The sequence below is a fragment of the Paenibacillus maysiensis genome (genome assembly GCF_000520815.1).
Lineage (GTDB): Bacteria > Bacillota > Bacilli > Paenibacillales > Paenibacillaceae > Paenibacillus > Paenibacillus maysiensis.
The window spans coordinates 1-19,764 of record NZ_ASRY01000330.1 but is presented as its reverse complement, the minus strand read 5'-3'; the positions used below and the strand labels follow the sequence as shown (position 1 = coordinate 19,764).

Genomic DNA, 19,764 nt, shown 5'->3' with positions numbered 1-19,764 from the left:
CAAGCCCGACGCGCGCCGCTGCAATGGGAAGCGTTCAGCCAACCGTTGCTGAACGCCCTGATCACGCGCAGCCCGCAGCAGCTGGCGGAACTGCACGAGGTGACCGAAGGGCTGGAGCATCGCCTGCGGCAATCGCTGTACACGCTGCCCCAGCCCTCCGTAGAGGCATTACTCGCCGCCGTCAAGACGAAGCGGTACACTCGTACGAAGCTTCAGCGTATGTTCACCCATATTTTGCTAAATCATGCCAAAGCAGATATGGCCCCCTCCGAGCTGGCGAAAGGCCCCGGCTATATCCGCGTACTCGGCTTTAATACTTCCGGACGCGAGCTGCTGGCTCGAATGAAGCAGACAGCGACCCTTCCGGTATGGGTCAAGCCGTCAGCCGGATCGCATCCTCATCTGGACTGGGACACCGCAGCAGCAGCCATACACGCCGCCGGAATGCCCCGTCCCGTCATTCGTGACATGTATGCCGATTACTTGCGGCCGCCCATCATGATTTGATCGGGAGCTTTTCCATATAAGTTAACGCATCGTCAAGCTTGCGAACCGGAACGAGCTTCATACGGGTTCCGATTTGCTCGGCTTTGGCCTGGGCTTCCTTATAATTGTCCGTCGGGACGAAAAACAATTCAGCACCCTGACGGTCAGCGGCAACAATTTTATACTTTGCACCACCGATAGCTCCCACCTTACCATTCTTATCAATCGTACCTGTACCGGCAACACGATATCCCTTGCTTAGATCGCCCGGTGTCAGCTGATTATAAATTTCCATCGTAAACATCAAACCAGCCGAAGGCCCGCCCACATCCGTTGACGTAAAATGAATCGTTTTACGTTCATCCTTCGGCTCTACTTTCTGAACGGTAGCGATGCTGACTCCAAAGCCGGGGCGCTGTTTGCCTGTTTCGCTGTCCGTGATGGTCGTTAATGGAGCTTGCACCGTCAGCAGCTTGCCATCACGTTTTAGCTTCACTTTGGCCATCGTTCCGGCCTTTTCATCCTCCAGGGCATTTCGAATGGAACGATTATCCGTTACCCTTCCCCCGTTCAGCTCCAGAATTTCATCTCCGGGATGAAACACACTGTTCGAGCCGGGTACCTTAAATACATACACATAATCCGGCACAATGCGATAAGGAATATCGGCCCGCGTATAAGCAGCCTCCATCGCGGAAGACTGGGAATCTCCCATATACCACACCTGCTCTGCTGCATATTCGTCTTCACTTCGACCGTGCAGGCGATCCTCCTTGCGCTGAATCTCCGAATTGGCATCCAGCTTCGACATACCCAGCATAATGACATTGGCATAACGCGCCGATACCGTCGTCATCATAAAGGTCCCCCGTTCGCTATGGTCGCCTTCCTGAACGGTAACCATCGGCTTGATTTCATTCGCCCCGCCGGGTCCATAGATCAGATACGGGGTTGGCATATATACCAGCACATAGACCATAGCGGCCAGGAACAGAACATATCCGGTTGTAAAAAAAGCTCTATTCCGGTTAATTCGTTTCATTGCTTCTCCCCCTCACAGCCTTAACTTCTCCTGCCTCACCCAAATCCACTCTGTGCCCTATCTGTTCTCAATTCTTACAAAAAAGCATACATTATTTACCGACAGCGCGTACGAGCACCTCGGCCGATTACAAACGCGAACAGGCGCTAGAAGCAACATACGGTGAACTCTACTATATTTACACACGATGAGATTCGTTTTTTTAAATGGAAATCATATCACTGCCAGGGAGGTGAACCCTTTGCTACAAAAGGAAGCCCATTCCGCTCCTTATTGGACAACCCTGTTCCTAGGACTCGGTGCCATTCTGCTCGTGCTGGCTGTTGTCTCCTCACCGGAAGAGGTATTTCAAGCCTCCTCCCAGGGGCTTAAGCTATGGTGGAGCATTATTTTCCCGGCCATGCTCCCTTTCTTAATGCTGTCCGAAATGCTCGTCGCCTTCGGTTTGGTGCATGGGCTTGGCGTCCTCCTGGAACCGTTCATGCGCTCCTGGTTCCGTCTTCCGGGTCGAAGCGGCTGGGTACTGGCCCTCGGTCTGACTGCCGGATTTCCGGCTGGTGCGGAAGCAGTGCGCCAATGGACACAGCAGGAGGATATGACCGAGCGCCAGCTTAGACGATTGACGGCTATCACTCATTTCTGCAATCCGATTACCATCCTGCTCGTGATCGGGACAGGATTGCTGCACAATGCTGCTGTAGGCGCCATGCTGCTTGCCATTCACTGGATCTCCGGCCTGTTGGCGGGATCGATTACAGTCAGACTAACTTCATCGTCAAAAGAATCGCAAAAACGGGAAACGCCAGTTGCCCTCCGGCGAACCTCTGTTTCCCGTACTTCTACTACCCTCATCCGGTCCGCATGGAACGCCACACGCTCTGCCAGAGAACGAGACGGACGCAGCTTCGGAAAGCTGCTGGGCGAAACCGTATCCCATGCCGTACAGACACTTATGATGACAGGTGGATTCATTATTTTCTTTTCCGTACTGATTCGGCTGCTATCCATATACTCAGGTCAAGGAGCATTTTCTTTCATCTGGCCCGCCTGGATAGAAATCCATCTCGGTTCCTATGAAATCAGTCGACTGCCCTACGAACTTCGTACACAAGCGGCTCTGATCAGCGCTGTACTAGGCTGGGGAGGGCTATGCGGCTGGCTCCAAATCACAGCCGTCACCAGACCCTCGGACAAAGGCATCACGTTCACCATATCCAGGGTGCTTCACGGCATCATCGCCTTTGTGCTCACACTCGTCGCATGGACGCCTCTTAGCCGTATCACAAGCAATACACTTCCCGCATATGTTAGCCGCAGCTCTGTTTCTTCCTTCGCGGAAGGCGGTTATGATCCAGCCGCGCATTCCGTTATGGCAGAGAGCAGCAACCTGTGGACACAGTTGGAAAGTCCGTCGCTGTATCCCTGGCAGCTAACAATCTTGTCTATTGCGCTGCTGGGCGCGATTATACTTACACTGCTCGTCATTTCCTTTATGACTTCATGGTGGAGCCGCCGCGATTGGCGTTAACCTTGGCACGAAGCGCATCCTCGACTTCAGGAGCCACCAGATCTACGACCTTGCCATCAAAATGGGCGATTTCCTTCACCATACTGGAACTCAGATATGAATAGGTTGGGTTTGTCATCATAAAGATCGTTTCGGCATCCGGGTTCAGCTTATGGTTTGTGGAAGCCAATTGCAGCTCGTATTCAAAATCTGTCACCGACCGGATTCCTCTGACGATCACCTGAGCCCCTTTTTCACGTACATAATTGGCTGTCAGGTCACGGAAGCTGTCCACCTCAATGTTCGGAATATCGCGGGTTACCGTCCGCAGTAGCTCCATTCGCTCCTCCAGAGAAAACAGTGGATTTTTACTAATATTGTTAAGTACCGCGACAATCAGCAGATCAAACTGCCTCGCCGCTCTTTGAATAATATCCTGATGCCCCATCGTCACGGGATCAAAGGTTCCCGGATATACGGCAATACGTGGTTTGTGCTCAGTCATGATGGTCCTCCCCGCCTGTTTCGGCTATACCGGATGTTTCCGTTCCGGCCTCCGTATGTCCTGCATCGTCCGGTTGCTCTGCTGCAAAGCGGTAGATAGATAACGTTGTTTCGCCATAGACCGCTTTTCTGACCTGTTCGAACGGTCCAAAGCTTTCCGGATACTTATGTCCCGACTCATACTCCAGCACAATGACTGCCTCGGAACGAAGCAAGTCCAGTTCAGCCATACGGCTCATCAATTCATCACCATGCTTGAGACGATAGGGCGGATCCAGAAAAACAGCATCAAAAAGAGCTCCACGTTTAGCCAGCACCTTGAGCGCTCGTCCGGCATCATTGCGGAACACTTCAGCCTGTTCTTCCAATCCGGTTTTTCGCAAATTTTCTTTAATGACATCAATACTTTTTGATTCCATATCAATAAAGACTGCCTTGTCCATTCCCCGGCTGAGCGCCTCTATACCCAGGCCGCCACTGCCTGCAAACAGATCAAGCGCGACTCCCCCATCAAAATAAGGACCTATCATGCTAAATAACGCTTCCTTGACCTTATCCGTGGTCGGCCGCGTCCCTGTGCCGGGAACTGCCTTTAACGGCCTTCCTTTGGCACTACCCGATACCACTCTCACGCTGAAACTCACCTATTTTCTATATGTGCTGATAACCATATAAAGATTATGACGTTATCGTACCACATGCATCGCCGTTTGAAAAACGTAGGGTTTGAGGAGGTATAAAAAACCATATCGTGGGCATCCTTAAGATATCGGCATTCAACCAATGTCGTAGACAACCGCGGAGAAGACTTACGTTTCCCCATAAGCTCTTCGTCCGGTTTCTCCTCTCCCATTCGGGCGCTCTTATTGGAGCGCCTGATTTTTTTTTTTGCAAAAAAAGAAGCTGCTCACTGGCAGCCTATGTATATAAGAAAATGAAGTTATACTATTTAAGCAGCTCCTCGGGCGTATCTCCCTGATAGACATACACATAACTCGCTACTGATACAGCAAATGCAGCAAACATAGACAACGATGTCGCCAGACCATATACGATTTTTTTCACCATTTTCCTCACCTCCTTCCCCGAATCAACGTCAGGCTCTGGACTAGAAAAGCAACAGCCACTACAGAGGAACCGATTACAAAATTAGTACATACAAGCAGGGAAGACAACAGTCGCAGGAGGGGATAAAACCGAGATGGAATGCGCGACTGCTTTTCTATTCTGGACGGGGCAAAGCATAAGACAAGAAGCAGGGATAATCCGGTGAACACGTTTGTCCACCAACTATGTAAAGAGATACAGGATAGGGCTGTAAAAGCTACAGAGGTCGCCACAATACATGCCATCCCTGTTTTTAGATGAATCCCTCCTGACATTTGGCGCAACAAGGCAAAAACCACTAGAATCGTCACAGCTTCTGCCGTCCGCCCGGTGAAGAATGAGGCGAGCAGCGTCAACACAATAATCATGGAGGCATTTATAATAAGAGCCAGTGCATATTTAAGTACCGGGATAGAAGCTGGATGATCCGGCACAGTCCGTTTGATCTGGTTAGCAAGCTTGAAAGCCATCGTTTCAATCATCCCGATATTCCTTTCCAACCGCATAATAGATGAAGAATCCCGATACCAGTGCAAAAAACATCATATTTAACCATACCTCGTTGTAGTACAGCACGATAGAGGTGGATATGAAGGATAAAATAATGAGTGTAATCACAATGCCGTATTCAGCTCTAAATTTAAGCTTTTTGAAATTAACGGCAAACCCAATACCTTTTTGATACAAAATAAATGAAATGAGCAGTCCTACCACCGCACTTATCGTTTGCAGCAGATATCCCTTCAGGGAACCTTCCTGTAGCTCAGAGACTGGCAGGCTCCCGAACATCGCTTTTAAAAGCACCGACTGAATGACCGCATAAGCAAAATAACCAGTAACCGTCATAATGCCTGACCACACAATCGGAATTTTCACCACCGTAGCGAGCAAAAAGATAAAAAGCAGCATGTTAATGACAGGCACCAGATAAGCGAGGGACAATTCCTCTCTCAGCAAATAACTTTGCAGGTTCATAACCAGGTTCACAAAAATCGCTTGCCATACATAAGGAGTCATTTTAACTTTAAAAATACTAAGAATGAGCGCAAAAACTGCCACTCCTTCAAACGTGGAAAATACTAAAAAGCCGAAAGGCTTCACAAGCATACATGCATCTCCTTTTCAAGAGGTCCTTTCAATGATTTGATAGATTTCTTAAGCACTTCAACGAAATGTTATCGGATGGAGAAGAAAGCTACAGCTCAGGCAACACTTTCCTTGACCGAATCTTTCTGTGAGCGCACAGACTTCATACGTGATATGATCTTTTTTCCCCAACGAATGCCCGGTTGCTCGATCCAAGAATAGGTGAGCCAGGACAAACCTGTGGTCAACAGCAGTGTCATAACAAACATAAGAGTCAAATTAACAACAGGGGAAAATGGTAGCTCAATCTGGCTTACAATATCCAGAGCAAGCAGATGCGTCAAATACATACTGTAGCTAAGGCAGCCGATCCATGACCATCCCCGGTTTAGCAGCCACACAGGCTGCCAGTGATACAAAGCATAGGCTGCCAGCAGCAACAGGACACCGATGAGATAATCCGTCATCCCCGTACAAAGAGCAAACAGTACGGAGCCAAGCAGCAATCCCCCGCTGAATCGATCCATACTTTTCCAATGCCGCTCGTCTTTCCATATGAAGAACAGCAATATCCCCAGTCCGAAAACAGGCAGTTGGTTCGGAAACCATAAATACAGATAATGCCCCCATAACGAGTGATCACTGATCCATGGAGCATGGGCAAACACCGTATTCAGCCCGAAGCTTAGTAGAAGCGCGCCCATCACAAACCAGGCAGCATGCCGGATCGATCGGATCAGCTTAAATAATAACGGCACGCACAGATAAAACATACATTCCACCGCAATGGACCATTCCACACCGATAATGCTGTTGATCCAGTACGGATTCAGACCGTTCAGAAACAAAATATGAGCTGCGATATTGGCAGCGGTGACCCCTTCCTGATCCCCAAGCCAGAAACGGGGCCCTGTCCCGTTCACAACCAAATAGATGATTAACATAACGTAATACAACGGGGCAATTCGAAAAAAACGACGCACCAGATACACCGAGACACGCTCTTTTCTGTCACCCATACGTCTGCTCAAAGACAGAAAGAGTGTAAAAGCACTAGCCAGATAAAATAAAGCGACCCCTTTCGCTCCCAAGCTCAAACCCTTTTGCAACCATCCGTTTAATTCATCCACATGCTGGCTGACATGAACAAGCAACACGCCCATAATCGCCAGCGCTCTCAGCGTATCTACAAATTGCAGCTTGTTATGTTCCGTTTCACCCTTGGCTCCTGCCATCGTATCCCTCCATATCCGTTCCTTAACGATACATTTTGTATCTATAATACACAAAACGTATCGTTAAAGTAAATATGCTGGCATGGAAAAAAACACCTCCAGCCGCATGACATGCGGCCAAAAGATGTTCATTTTGTCAAGCTATAATCGCCTGTTCCCTTGCAAGGACTGTTATACGATTTATTTGTTTAAATGAAAAGGAACAGTCGTTACAATAACGTCTTTGTAATTGATCAGATAAGCTCTCATCAGCAGGCTGGTCTGGTTGTGCAAAATATTTTCCCACCAGTGCTTCGTAATGAATTGCGGAATAAGGACGGTAATATGATCTTCGTCCGCTTTTTTCCACTCCACCGTATCAATGAACTTGCGAAGCGGATTGATAATGCTCCGATAACGGGATTTCAGCACCACCAATCGGATACCTACATCCCACTCTTCCCATTTTTGCTCCATCTTGCAGATCGCTTCATCATCAACACCTACATATACAGCAATCACATTATCCGACAAGGTCTTGGCATAGCTGATGGTATTCATCACGACCCGTGTAATACCAGCTACCGGAATAATGATTGTATTGCCTTTGACCATAGGCTTATCCTTCGTAATGTCGATCCGCAGCTGCTCAGCCGTATTTTTGTAATGTCTTTCGATCTTCATAAAGAAATACAGAACCAGAGGCAGGAAGATAAACACCATCCACACCTGACTAAACTTGGTGAAAATAAAGATAAGCGTAATGGACAGCGTGGTCAGCATTCCAATGGTATTAATAGCAAGCTTGACGACCCAGCCTGACGGCTTGAGACGAATCCAGCGAATCATCATTCCCAGTTGGGAAAGCGTAAACGGAATAAATACCCCTACAGCATAAAGCGGAATCAGATTTACCGTATTTCCGCCAAATACGATGACCAGCAATGCCGAGAAAATACTCAGAAACAGAATACCGTTCGAGTAACCAAGCCGATCTCCGCGAACCATGAACATATGCGGCATGTATTTATCTTTGGCCAGCATAAATGCGAGCAACGGAAAGGCCGAATAAGCTGTATTCGCCGCCAAAAACAAGATTAACGCCGTCACGCCTTGAATGATGTAATACATCACACCGCGCCCGAAAGTGGCGTTCGCAATTTGCGAAATGACCGTTTCATGCGGATTAGGACGAACACCGTACCAATAAGCCAGCAGGCTGATTCCGATAAACATACACCCGAGAATCAAGCCCATCATCATCAGCGTAGTTGCCGCATTTTTGGCAGCAGGCTTGCGGAAGTTCGGAATGGCATTCGAGACAGCCTCTACCCCGGTTAACGCCGAGCAACCTGAGCTGAACGCCTTCAGCAGCAGAAACAGACTGACGTTGGATACCGTAGCTCCAAATTGCGGTGCCGCAGCGTGGGCTCCTCCTGCCACGTAATGGATGATACCGCTAATAATCAGAACAAAAATGGCAACAACAAATAAGTAAATCGGTACAGCCAGCACCGAGGCGGATTCTGTCACCCCGCGCAAGTTCATAATGGTCAAAAAGATGATCATGATCAGTGCAATCGCAATCCGATGATCATGTAACGATGGGAACGCCGATGTAATAGCATCTGTACCCGCCGACGAGCTGACTGCTACCGTCAAAATATAATCGACCAGCAAAGAGCCGCCTGCAATCAGACTCGGAGCCTTTCCCAAATTGTCCTGTGCAACAATGTATGCTCCCCCGCCACCAGGATAGGAAAAAATGGTCTGTCTATAGGACAGGATCAGAATGATCAGCAACCCCAATACCGCGATGGATATAGGAATGGAGTACCATAGGGCAGCGAAGCCCGCTGTAATTAAAACTAACAAAATTTGCTCTGTTCCGTAAGCTACAGAGGACAACGCATCTGAGGACAGAATGGCTAGAGCCTTGAGCTTGTTTAGTTTCTCCTCTTCAAGGGCCGTCGACTTTCGAGGGCGACCGATTAGTAATCTTTTGACTTTACTCAGCATTTCGTTAACTCCTTCTTGGATAGGGGTTTTGCAGAAGAACTTTGGATCGTATGTTTATTATGTCACCTGTACATCAGATTGATGAAACAAATGAACTATTATTTTATACCCCCTCATCCTGAAAAAAACAATAAGGAACGCTTCCTATAATGAGCATTCCCGAGTAAGAAAGAGTATTTCGATAAAATACCCTTATAAATACAATAATTTGAACCTTTCAGGGGTAATTCCTTCGGCCTTGCGGAAAGTCGCCACAAAATGACTGACATCACGGAACCCTACCCGCTCGGCGATCTCTTTTACCGTTAAGTGCGGGAATTCAGTCATCATCTCCTTAGCCTTTCGCAGACGTATGACGATCAGATATGCGTAAGAGGTCACACCGAATGCCTGCTTGAACAACGTATTCAAATGACGGGCGCTGACATTCATCATCACCGCCATATCGGACAAGCCGATATCCGGACTGGCATAATTTTGTTCCATAAAAGCCAGCACAGGCCCCAAACGTTCTACATTATGAGACAAGGAAGGCATAGAGCTGTATTGACCATGTTTGCGCAGCAAAGTTAGAAAGCGGTACATATTGGCCGAAGCGTCCAGCCCCGATAAATCCCGTTCACTCACCATAGAATGAAGCATACTTTCTCCGAAGCTGTCCAGTTCACTATGGGCGTCCCAATGATACCCGCGCGTATGCTTCAATCCGAGTTCGGTCAGCACAGCAGCGGCTATCGGTCCGTCAAACGTAATGTACAGCGTTCGCCATACTTTCGTTGTACGGCTGTATGCATGGGACTCGCCCGGCAGCAGCAGGACTCCGGCATGTTCTCCCAAACGGAAAGAGCCCCCCTTGAACGTGAATACCCCTTCCCCGGACACCGTCTGAATCCAGTGAAAGCAGGGATACCCCTCCGGCCGGGATACATCCTCCTGCCTGCTGTTAAATCCGATACTTTCGATAAAAAGCGGTAAAGAATGCTCACGCGTAGTCAGAAAAAATCGCAAATGATGGGGAGTTAAAATCATAAAAATCACCTCCGGCGCACGTGGTTATGTATTCCTTAATGCAGGTCCATATTGTTATATCCATGTTCATTTTATTATATTTAAAAGCGTTTACTTGTATTATAAGATAGAATTATTATTATATATAGAGGTGATTGGCATGATAAGCGGTAAACTGCCTAAAGTATTTTACGGCGGAGATTACAATCCTGAGCAATGGGATGACACCACACATCAGGAGGACTTACGGATGTTCCGGCTGGCAGGAATTGATATCGCCACAGTCAACGTATTTTCCTGGGCCAAAATTCAGTCGGATGAAATCACATATCATTTTGAATGGTTGGATCAATTCATCGACAGTTTATATGAAAGCGGTATCTTTGTGTGTCTTGCCACCAGCACTGCGGCTCATCCTGCCTGGATGGCAACCCGATATCCGGATATTCTCCGGGTCGATGCCGACGGGCGCAAACGAAAATTTGGCGGACGCCACAATTCCTGTCCGAACAGTCCCACCTACCGCAAATATGCTGAGAGCATGGCTGACCGACTGGCAGAACGCTACAAAAATCATCCTGCGATCCTCGTGTGGCACGTGTCCAATGAGTACGGCGGGGATTGCTATTGTAATAACTGTGCTGCTGCATTCCGAGTGTGGCTCAAACAAAAATATGGAACACTGGAAGAAGTGAACCAGGTATGGAATACTTCGTTCTGGGGACACACCTTCTATGATTGGGATGAAATTGTACCCCCAAATAATCTGAGCGAGCATTGGGGCGAAAACCACTCTACCTTTCAGGGCATTTCCCTTGATTACGCGCGCTTTAATTCAGACAGTATGCTGGAATGCTATTTGCTGGAGTATAACGCGATCAAAAAGCATATCCCCAAAGCTGTCATAACGACCAATCTGATGGGCTTTTTCAAACAACTGGACTATTTCAAATGGGCAAAGCACATGGATATTGTGTCTTGGGACAGCTATCCGCGGGCTAATACCCCACCGAGCTATACCGCGATGGCCCACGATCTGATGCGCGGTCTTAAGGATGGGCAGCCGTTTATGCTGATGGAGCAAACACCGAGCCAGCAAAACTGGCAAGCGTACAATTCGCTCAAGCGGCCTGGTATCATGCGGTTATGGAGTTACCAGTCGGTAGCGCATGGCGCGGACACGGTCATGTTCTTCCAGCTTCGCCGTTCCATCGGAGCCTGTGAGAAATTCCACGGGGCTGTGATTGAGCATGCCGGTCATGAGAATACACGTGTATTCCGGGAGGTGGCACAGCTCGGCAGCGAGCTTGGCACATTAGGTAATACGCTGCTGGATGCCACCGTGAACGCAAAAGTAGCCATTTTGTTCGATTGGGATAATTGGTGGGCACTGGAAAAATCAAGCGGTCCTTCTGTAGCACTGAATTACGTCGATCAGGTGCATAAATACTATGCCGCCCTCTTCCGCCGTAACGTCCAGGTAGACTTGATTTCCGTGGAATCAGATTTCCAGAAATATGATCTCATTATCGCGCCTGTACTCTACATGGTCAAGCCGGGTACAGCGGAAAAACTGGAACAATTTACTGAACATGGCGGCACCTTTGTCACCACCTTTTTCAGCGGAATTGTGAATGAAAACGATCTGGTCACAACCGGAGGATATCCGGGTAAGCTGCGTAAGCTTCTCGGAGTTTGGGTAGAAGAAATTGACGCGCTTCTGCCAGAGTCACGCAATCGGATCGTATTGAAGGAACAGGTGGGAGCATTACAAGGGGAATATGAATGTGGCTTACTCTGCGACCTGCTGCATAGCGAAGGTGCCGAGGTGCTAGCGGAGTATGGCGATGATTTTTATCAGGGAATGCCCGTACTAACACGCAATCGTTTTGGTCAAGGTGAAGCATGGTATGTGGCTTCGGACCCTGAAGAAGCTTTCCTGGACGGTCTGCTGGGCTATATTTGTGAGGAAAAAGGGATTCTGTCCTTGCTGCGTGCTCCTGCGGGTGTGGAGGCCAGCGTTCGCTCCAAGGATGGAAAATCGTATTTGTTCATCTTGAACCATAACGCCGAGAAACAGAATTATCATCTGGATGAACAAAAAGGACATGAGCTGCTCAGTGGCGAATTCCTGGAAGGAGATGTTACCATCGGAGGCTATGGCTTTCATGTGCTGGAATTATCATAAATATTTAATACCTCACATTATCGTTCACTTTACGGTATAAGTGCAATTTCAGGTATCAAAGGAGTTCATCATGAAACGACTGCTATGGATTGGCAGCTTGTCTTATTTTCTAATTGGCCTGGCGCACGTGGTTGTAGGGTCTCTGCTGCCCGTGCTGCTGGAGCACTATGGACGGAATTATACGGAGGGCGGAAGTCTGATCTTCGCCCAATTTTCCGGTTTTCTGGTTGGCGTCCTGCTGTCGCCATGGCTTGCGCGGCAGTTTGGCAAACGCCGGACGCTTGTATTCGCCTTGCTGCTGCTGTGTGCGGCGGAAGTGCTCTATTCACTGCTGCCACCATGGGGTTGGCTATATGCCGTCGGAGCGGTAGCTGGCTTTGGCTTCGGCATGGTGGAAGCGGTCATCGGAACCATCGTGATTAGCGGTATTACCGAAGGAACGGGCGCGGCGATGAGCCGTCTGGAGGTCTTTTTCGGAATCGGCGCGTTAGCTATGCCTGCGGTTGCCAGCCAGTTGATCGCCCTTGGCTGGGGGCGTTTGGCCTTCCCTGTCATCTCCGTCTGTGCGGCGGTGGCAGTCGTAGCCTGGCTACGGGGATCCTTCGGCAAGCTGGATGCCGTATTGGACGAATATGGGCGTCCCAGGGAAAGGCATACGCATTCCGTCTCGGCCCCACATTCCTCATCGAAGGGAGCTTCTAAAGTAAGCACTGCGGGAAATTGGCGGCTGCTGGCACTGTTTATCATCTTTTTCTTTATCTATGTAGGGACAGAAATGAGCCTTGCCAATTTCCTACCTTCTATGTTCATTGAACGGCTGGGCCTTTCCCAAGCCGAGGCGGCACTCAGTGTTACCTGCTTCTGGCTGGCAATGGCGGCCGGGCGACTGTTCGCAGGAAACATTGCCGACCGATACGGCTATGGTGTCTTTGTTGCCCTTAGCTCGCTTGCTGCGACCATGCTACTCTGCGTGTTCCCGCTGGTCAAGGGAACTGCTGGTGCCTTTGTGCTTATCGCGTTGCTAGGGCTAGGCATGTCCGGTATCTTTTCAATCGCACTCGTCTTTGCCAGCAAGATGATGCCCGGCACAGAAGAATCCACAACCAGCCTGCTTATTGGCGCAGGTGGAGTCGGAGGCGCTCTGTTGCCATTATGGCTCGGACACAGCATGGATCGCGGCGGGGCTGTCGCTTCAGCCTGGTTACTGGCAGGCTTCGCCTGTACCTTGTGCCTGCTTGGCGTCATCCTGTACGCTATATACATGCGCAAAAAGCGGCTTCAAACTGCTTCATAATTACGGCACGCTTCTTCTGGCGCCTTCTGCTGTTCCTTGGTGTGAACCAAGGTAACAGCCGGGGGCGCTATTTTTATATAAGTAGATGAATGTACCTGTACAAAGACCCATTTTTACCCAAAAATAGATCATTGCCTATCAACCACAGGACAGATGTCCATGCCTGCCTTGGATGAATGGAGTAGTATACAACAAATCGATATGGAGGTGTTTGTATTGGGTCGTCCCGAATTGAAACGAAAGAAAGGCCGTAAAAAAGACGTTTTTATCAGCTCTTGGTTTAGTAAAAAACGTCCGAAGAGAAAATGCCATTCGAAACGAAAGTGCTTTTGCAAGGAAATCGTCGTCAGAAAGCAAATCGTCCGTGTAAATATACCTCAAAATGTTTTAGGTATACCAGGCGCAACTGGAGCCATAGGTGCAGCAGGTAACGTAGGTGCAGCGGGCGCTGTGGGTGCTGCTGGAGCCGTCGGAACTGCTGGAAATGTGGGCGCTGCTGGAAATGTCGGGGCTGCCGGAAATGTGGGCGCAGCAGGCGCTGTGGGTACTGCGGGCACCGTTGGGGCTGCCGGAAATGTAGGCGCAGCGGGGGCTGTGGGCACTGCGGGCGCAGTTGGAGCTGCGGGTGCGGTAGGACCAGCAGGTCCAGCAGGTCCTGCGGGCATTGCAGGGGCAGTCGGTCCAGTAGGTCCTGCGGGCGTTGCAGGGGCAGTCGGTCCAGCAGGTCCTGCGGGTGCGGTAGGTGCCACTGGGGCTACGGGTACCGCAGGAGCAACAGGGGCCACCGGGGCGACGGGAGCTACAGGAGCCGCAGGTGGAATAGCTCAGTTTGGTTATATCTACAACTTAGGAGCTCAAGTTGTTCCGATAGAAGCGGATGTCATTTTCGATACGAACGGTATACTTACACCTGGAATTACCCATGCTCCCGGCACTACGCAGATTGCAGTTACCGATGCGGGGAACTATGAAGTTAACTTTTCAGTATCGGGTGTAGAGCCAGGCCAATTTGCCATATTTATCAATGGCACTCTGGCAGCAGGAACCATATACGGCTCAGGAGCTGGTACGCAGCAAAACACAGGGCAGGCCATCCTCGCTCTAGCATCCGGTGATGTCCTTACCCTGCGGAATCATAGCTCTGCCGCTGCGGTTACCCTGCAAACCTTGGCTGGAGGTACCCAAGCCAACGTAAACGCTTCTGTCGTTATCAAAAAATTAAGTTAGACATGGATACATCCGATTTAACATATGGCTGACCTGCTCATCTGCTAATATCAAACAACAGCTTGTTTCCGCTTGGGTCAATGACAGAAAATCCATTCAGCTCTCCATAGGTTGGGCCGTCAAGCGTGCTTTTTAGCTTCTACAAAGATCCATCGCCAGAAAGCAGCAGTATAATTTCCTTAACCCCTGTCGCATGAGCGGAAGGATGGGGGTTACCTTCTCCATTCCATACATTGCCGCCAATATGGTGATGATCCACGCCTGCGGGCACAAATAACACGGGATCAAGCTTTTCCGTGCCTGAGGGCAGCTTTCCAGCTGTTACAATGTCACCCAACCGACCCGTGCTTCCGGGTGAATCTAAAATTCCTGCGTATGTACTTCGTTTATACTCGTATGAGTCATATCCCCCCGCTCCATACAGCCTATAGAGGGTCAACACCCTTTTTTCAGCATGTCAAAAAGGCTTACACCAACTCAGGCTCGAATTGGCATAAACCTTGATTTAATAAGAGAGTACCATTCACTCCAATAGCTTAAAACGCCATAATAATTCCTTTGTCATTGGCATACATCGAACTGATTCCTCTGGTGGGCACAATCAGAATATCCTTAAATTGATATCGGTTCTTCAACGCATTCACCAGTTTCTCCGCAAGCCCGGGATTATTACAGTGGGTAATCACAATGCTTTCCCCCTCCGTAGCCCGACCACTTTTTTCGATCGTATCTGCCAGCTTTTCAATGATTTGATTTTGACCACGCGCTTGGGTAAACAATGCGATATTTCCGTCACTGTCTGAACCCAAAATGGGTCTGATATGCAGGAACGAAAGTATCTTTCCCGTAATTTTATTCATTCGTCCGTTCTTCACCAAATTGTCCAGATTCTCTAGCACAAAATAGGTTTTCATCTTCGTGATAAAGCTTTCCAGGGAAGAAATAATCTCTCCTTTATGATATCCCTCGTCGATCAGCTTGCGTAATTTTAGAGCTAACAATATTTGTCCAGCCGACGCGCTTTTCGAATCGAATACATGAACATCAGCCCCTTCTTCCTCCGCCATATCCTTACCAACCAATGCACTTGAATACGAACTGGACAGATTGCTGGATATTGTAATGGCAAAAGAAGTATGCTCACCTTGAAAGGCTTCCTTATACAGCATAGGTGACGGTGAAGCCGATCCGATCTTAGTTGTACAGGCTTTCATTTCTTCCATAAACTGAGGTAAATCTAGCGTTTCATCATCTACAAAGCATTTTTCTCCCAATGTCATGTTTAACGGGATCATCGTGATTTTCATTTCTTCTCTAAGGTCTGTTGTTAAGTCACAACAGCTATCCGCTATTATTTTATACCTCATCCTGTACACCCTCACATTATGTTATTTTTCAGTAGATTTCGCATTCATAATACGAATGGAAAGCTCGATCAATCGTATAAATTCCCTGACATTGTCCTCACTCAGACCCTCTACCAGCGCTTCAAAATAGCCTTCAATTCTCTCTTGTTTCTGTTTAATTAGGGAGGCACCTTCTGGTGTGAGCCTTACACACATTCGTCGTCTGTCATGCTCGGACATTTCCATGGTCACATAGCCTTTTTTTCTTAAGGTCGTAAGCGCTGCCGTAATTCTCGATCTGGATACATGCAGGTGGTCACTGAGTAAGGATGGATTAATTTCATCATCTCGATGCTGAACTAAATATTGAAGCACATGGTTTTCCCCTTGGACAAGCTCCGTCAGGCTACTGAATAATTCCATGTCATAAATCCGGTTAACGGATTTTCTCAAATCGTCCCTTAATTCATAATCTTTCATAGTGAACCTCCGCAAAACACATAATACATACAGTTAACTATTAATACTATGTACTATAATCAATTGCTGACGATAATAATAATGAATTATTTGTGAATTTTAATACAAGGATTATGAGAATTCAGTGTATAATAAGAAAAAAAACATGCTGGTCACCTCTTGCCTGTTACGATAAAGGAGTTGTTACATGAGATGAAACCTTTTACTCTTCGCCAATCCCAAAATTCCGATGTTGAAACCATAGCTCATTTACGGGCCATTGTACTGCGTAACGATTTAACCAGGTTAGGAAGATTTGATGAAGAAAAAGTTCGTCAACGCTTCCGTGATGCATTCGACTCTATCCATACCTGGATCATCGAAATAGACTCTTCTTTTGTTGGCTGCGTAGCTTTTAAACCGACGTTTGACGGTTATTTATTGGAGCATTTTTATATTCACCCCAATTACCAAGGTAAAGGGGTCGGAAGTCAAGTATTAAGAAATCTACTTGAACAAAATGATGTAAAAGGAAAACGTGTAACCTTAAATGTCCTGCAAGGAAGCTCTGCCAGACGTCTTTATGAACGGTTTGGTTTTAAAGTTGAAAGTGAAGATCCTATTGACGTTTACATGTCCTTAATCGTAGAGGGACATTCCAAAACCGTCGAAGGATATTAGCACCTATATAAACTGAACTTAAAAGTTTCATGTAGTGCCACTGCGCATTCGAAGCCAGCTTATATAGAAGAAAAGGCCAACCAGTAAATGCTGGTTGACCTCATCATTTGAAGACTGCCGTACATTTCTTAACGGTAAGAACAGCCTTTTAATGTGATAATATTGTTTCGTTATAACACTGATTTGACGGTGTCTTGGACCTGCTTCAACAGTCCTTTATAGCCATCTTCATCAAGGTAGCCGATACTTCCAAGCAGCAAGTGACCGACGGATTTAATTCCAACAAAATCAAAAATTCCCGTATCTGATGTGATCTTCAATCCTGCGGTCATACCGATTTCATCGTAGATAACGTTGGGAGTACCGTGTGTATTCACAATAAAACCTTTTTTACCTGTAAGAAGCTTATTAATCCCTTCTGGACCAGACGTATATGCAAAACCGTATGCAAATACACGATCAACGTAACCTTTCAGGATAGCAGGAAGACCTGTCCACCAAATGGGAGAAATAAAAGTAATCGTATCCGATTGTGAGATGTATTCCTGCTCCACTTTGATATCAGCCGGAGTTTGCCCCGCTCTCATAGCAGCAGTATCCTCAGGTTTTAATACGGGTTGAAAATCAAGAGCATATAGATCGCGTACAACGACTTCGTCACCTTTTTCTTTCAAGGTATTTACAACAGTTTCCAGTATCGCATAATTGAAACTTTCAGCGTTAGAGTGAGCATAGATGATAAGATGTTTCATTTCAATAACCTCCAAATGTTTTATTGTTATTTGAGCAATCATATAGATATCTATACATTTATTCAAAAAAAATTTAAAATCTGTTTTTCACATGTTCCAGCAGATATTCCAGTTGTTCTTTTTCTTCGTCTTTGAGACCACCATAAAGGGTTTCTTTTAATCTTTTGGAGATCGCCTCAAATACAGGCTCCAGCTCTTTCCCTTTATCGGTCAGATATATCAGGGTAACTCTGCTATCCTCCCTTTCTTTTTTTCTTTCGACATACCCCAGTTTCACTAGCTTGTCGATTAAAACTGTGACTGTTGGCTGCTGACGAGAAATTTTTTGCGTCAATTCCTTAATGGAAAGCCCGTCCTTTTGATAGAGGAGCATTAATATTCCACCATGGGTAGGAACAATCCCTTCAACTCCATATGATTCGAGCTCAGTCACAATCAATTTATTGATCGAGTCTCTGATTGTTCCTATCAGTGCGGCTGCGTTATTTTTTAACATACAAGCATTATTACATAGACATCTATATATATCAAATGTTTTTTTGTTAGTCTGATCTGGTTTTAAGTTTAACGTATGAATGATTCAAGTTGCCCTTTCTTTTTGCTTTATAAAATAAGGCTTTTTTCGTAATTTTTTTTGTTTTGCGTAAATTTATAAAGGTATATTCTTGTCTATTAAAAATGATATTGGTATAATTTACCTATGGATAGAAGCAAAGGGGTTGAGTTTAGATGAATGCAACTGATTTAATAATTTTAAATTTTGAAGAAATTAGACGTAGAAGTATAAAAGTATGGAAAGCTATACCCGAAGAAATGTTAAATTGGAAACCTGATGAAGACGCTCTTACTTGTGCTGAAATGATTAGACATTTATTACAAGCTGAGTTTCTTTTTCACCAAGTTCTTATAGGGAGAGGTGGTAAAGCTCTATCTAATTTGTTTAATCCCTTTGAAGCAAAAGAATTCACATCAGTAGAAGATGAACTTGAATTTTCACAGCCTTATCGTGAGGAATTCTTGAAATATATTAAAACAATTAGTATAAACGACTTAGAAAATATAGAAATAGACCTTCTTGATGCAGGTGGCTATGTTAAAAAACTTGGGGATATGTTATTACGCATTGCTTACCACGAATCTGTTCACACAGGTCAGTTGTTAGACTATATGAGAACAATGGGAATTGAACGTCCTAAGATATGGGATTGATAGATGAGAACACTGTATCTGTGCATAACAAAGTAGATGGGTGAATATACCCACCGATCACAGCGTCGATTTCTTCGGCTTTAACACGCCCTGTTCCTGCATTGAACTCTTCATATACATCTTTCCATATCCTCGAACGCAACCTTAAACCCCATTATATCAACCTTTTAAAAGTATGGTCAAAAAGCAACAATCTATGTGAAAACAGCCTAAAATAAAAAAAGGCAGTTCCCAGTGTTCTTCGATGATGTCCTGGGACAGCCCTTATATAACAAATTAACTGCAGCATTTATTTAAAGAATTTTCTTAAACATCTCGGTAGCTTGTTCTTTGATAGGTATGAACGGATTGCCCGGTGCGCAAGCATTATACTTTAAAGGTTATTTCATAAATTAGGGGAAGGCCAGCTTCCCCATTACGGTAGGGCGTTCCGCTCCAGTGGCGGAAGGCAGATTATTGCAGAGACCGTGCATAAAATCGTTGCCGAGCAGCGCGAAAATAACCGCTTCTTTGGCATCGTCGCTCACTCCGAACGCCCCCGAAGTCAGCACCTTCTGCTCCGGCAGCAGTTGCTCCAGCATTGCCAGCAGCGTGCGGTTATGCGCGCCTCCGCCGCTGACGATCACTTCATCCAC

General features: G+C 46.9%; 22 protein-coding genes. 7 read left to right on the top strand and 15 right to left on the bottom strand.

Features of this window, described 5'->3' with window-relative positions:
- Positions 1-507, top strand: a 507-nt coding sequence (locus L696_RS0126535) for a nucleotidyltransferase family protein (protein ID WP_025686339.1), incomplete at its 5' end; no start/stop codon positions are given.
- Here L696_RS0126535 and L696_RS0126530 read toward each other — a convergent pair.
- On the bottom strand, positions 497-1,528 hold the full coding sequence (locus tag L696_RS0126530; RefSeq protein ID WP_025686338.1) for a YlbL family protein: 1,032 nt from the start codon (positions 1,526-1,528) through the stop codon (positions 497-499). The genes L696_RS0126535 and L696_RS0126530 overlap by 11 nt on opposite strands.
- A 232-nt stretch (positions 1,529-1,760) precedes the next feature.
- On the opposite strand from L696_RS0126530, the gene L696_RS0126525 reads away from it, so the two are divergent.
- Positions 1,761-3,056 carry a nucleoside recognition domain-containing protein gene (locus L696_RS0126525; RefSeq protein WP_245233453.1) on the top strand — a complete coding sequence of 432 codons (1,296 nt, stop codon included), beginning with the start codon at positions 1,761-1,763 and terminating at the stop codon, positions 3,054-3,056.
- Here the strand turns inward: L696_RS0126525 and coaD are convergent.
- The 8 genes from coaD to L696_RS0126485 all read right to left on the bottom strand — a co-directional run bounded on the left by coaD (position 3,019) and on the right by L696_RS0126485 (position 9,994).
- Positions 3,019-3,540: a pantetheine-phosphate adenylyltransferase gene (gene coaD, locus L696_RS0126520; RefSeq protein WP_025686336.1), complete on the bottom strand. Its 522-nt coding sequence runs from the start codon at positions 3,538-3,540 to the stop codon at positions 3,019-3,021. The two genes, L696_RS0126525 and coaD, sit on opposite strands and share 38 nt — an antisense overlap.
- Positions 3,533-4,171, bottom strand: coding sequence for a 16S rRNA (guanine(966)-N(2))-methyltransferase RsmD (gene rsmD / locus L696_RS0126515; RefSeq protein ID WP_025686335.1), 639 nt, complete (start codon positions 4,169-4,171; stop codon positions 3,533-3,535). Before rsmD ends, coaD begins: the two co-directional genes overlap by 8 nt.
- 313 nt (positions 4,172-4,484) lie before the next feature.
- The gene (locus L696_RS30005) at positions 4,485-4,607 is read right to left on the bottom strand and encodes a cyclic lactone autoinducer peptide (protein ID WP_014281032.1); all 123 of its coding nucleotides are present in this window, start codon (positions 4,605-4,607) and stop codon (positions 4,485-4,487) included.
- A gap of 5 nt (positions 4,608-4,612) precedes the next feature.
- Complete coding sequence (locus L696_RS0126505; protein ID WP_025686334.1) at positions 4,613-5,128, bottom strand: accessory gene regulator B family protein; 516 nt, start codon at positions 5,126-5,128, stop codon at positions 4,613-4,615.
- Positions 5,121-5,753 carry a hypothetical protein gene (locus L696_RS0126500; protein WP_025686333.1) on the bottom strand — a complete coding sequence of 211 codons (633 nt, stop codon included), beginning with the start codon at positions 5,751-5,753 and terminating at the stop codon, positions 5,121-5,123. Before L696_RS0126500 ends, L696_RS0126505 begins: the two co-directional genes overlap by 8 nt.
- A 95-nt stretch (positions 5,754-5,848) precedes the next feature.
- Positions 5,849-6,967, bottom strand: coding sequence for an acyltransferase family protein (locus tag L696_RS0126495; RefSeq protein WP_025686332.1), 1,119 nt, complete (start codon positions 6,965-6,967; stop codon positions 5,849-5,851).
- 180 nt (positions 6,968-7,147) lie between these two features.
- Entirely contained in the window at positions 7,148-8,965 is a 1,818-nt protein-coding gene (locus L696_RS0126490; RefSeq protein WP_025686331.1) for an APC family permease, read from the bottom strand.
- A 192-nt stretch (positions 8,966-9,157) separates the two neighbouring features.
- Positions 9,158-9,994, bottom strand: a complete 837-nt coding sequence (locus L696_RS0126485) for an AraC family transcriptional regulator (RefSeq protein ID WP_025686330.1) — start codon at positions 9,992-9,994, stop codon at positions 9,158-9,160.
- A 139-nt stretch (positions 9,995-10,133) separates the two neighbouring features.
- Between L696_RS0126485 and L696_RS0126480 the strand changes: the two genes are divergently transcribed.
- The 3 genes from L696_RS0126480 (at position 10,134) to L696_RS29025 (ending at position 14,682) form a co-directional block, all read left to right on the top strand.
- The gene (locus L696_RS0126480; protein WP_025686329.1) at positions 10,134-12,161 is read left to right on the top strand and encodes a beta-galactosidase; all 2,028 of its coding nucleotides are present in this window, start codon (positions 10,134-10,136) and stop codon (positions 12,159-12,161) included.
- A gap of 70 nt (positions 12,162-12,231) precedes the next feature.
- On the top strand, positions 12,232-13,455 hold the full coding sequence (locus L696_RS0126475) for an MFS transporter (protein WP_025686328.1): 1,224 nt from the start codon (positions 12,232-12,234) through the stop codon (positions 13,453-13,455).
- Between the two features lie 450 nt (positions 13,456-13,905).
- Positions 13,906-14,682 (top strand): BclA C-terminal domain-containing protein, encoded by a 777-nt coding sequence (locus L696_RS29025; protein WP_049827535.1) that lies wholly within the window; start codon positions 13,906-13,908, stop codon positions 14,680-14,682.
- A 139-nt stretch (positions 14,683-14,821) separates the two neighbouring features.
- On the opposite strand, the gene L696_RS0126465 is transcribed toward L696_RS29025, so the two are convergent.
- From L696_RS0126465 to L696_RS0126455, 3 genes are all read right to left on the bottom strand, one after another.
- Positions 14,822-15,019, bottom strand: coding sequence for a VOC family protein (locus L696_RS0126465; protein WP_025686326.1), 198 nt, complete (start codon positions 15,017-15,019; stop codon positions 14,822-14,824).
- A gap of 199 nt (positions 15,020-15,218) precedes the next feature.
- Complete coding sequence (locus L696_RS0126460) at positions 15,219-16,049, bottom strand: DegV family protein (protein ID WP_025686325.1); 831 nt, start codon at positions 16,047-16,049, stop codon at positions 15,219-15,221.
- Positions 16,050-16,070: 21 nt separating this feature from the next.
- Positions 16,071-16,508, bottom strand: a complete 438-nt coding sequence (locus tag L696_RS0126455) for a MarR family winged helix-turn-helix transcriptional regulator (protein ID WP_025686324.1) — start codon at positions 16,506-16,508, stop codon at positions 16,071-16,073.
- A gap of 192 nt (positions 16,509-16,700) precedes the next feature.
- Between L696_RS0126455 and L696_RS0126450 the strand changes: the two genes are divergently transcribed.
- Positions 16,701-17,168: a GNAT family N-acetyltransferase gene (locus L696_RS0126450; RefSeq protein WP_025686323.1), complete on the top strand. Its 468-nt coding sequence runs from the start codon at positions 16,701-16,703 to the stop codon at positions 17,166-17,168.
- Positions 17,169-17,338: 170 nt separating this feature from the next.
- Here the strand turns inward: L696_RS0126450 and L696_RS0126445 are convergent, their stop codons facing one another.
- Positions 17,339-17,920 (bottom strand): NAD(P)H-dependent oxidoreductase, encoded by a 582-nt coding sequence (locus L696_RS0126445; protein ID WP_025686322.1) that lies wholly within the window; start codon positions 17,918-17,920, stop codon positions 17,339-17,341.
- A 73-nt stretch (positions 17,921-17,993) separates the two neighbouring features.
- Positions 17,994-18,416: a MarR family winged helix-turn-helix transcriptional regulator gene (locus L696_RS0126440; protein WP_025686321.1), complete on the bottom strand. Its 423-nt coding sequence runs from the start codon at positions 18,414-18,416 to the stop codon at positions 17,994-17,996.
- 233 nt (positions 18,417-18,649) lie between these two features.
- On the opposite strand from L696_RS0126440, the gene L696_RS0126435 reads away from it, so the two are divergent.
- Positions 18,650-19,129 (top strand): DinB family protein, encoded by a 480-nt coding sequence (locus L696_RS0126435; RefSeq protein ID WP_025686320.1) that lies wholly within the window; start codon positions 18,650-18,652, stop codon positions 19,127-19,129.
- Positions 19,130-19,521: 392 nt separating this feature from the next.
- Here L696_RS0126435 and L696_RS29020 read toward each other — a convergent pair.
- A partial coding sequence (locus L696_RS29020) for an anhydro-N-acetylmuramic acid kinase (RefSeq protein WP_209441011.1) occupies positions 19,522-19,764 on the bottom strand: 243 nt, incomplete at its 5' end.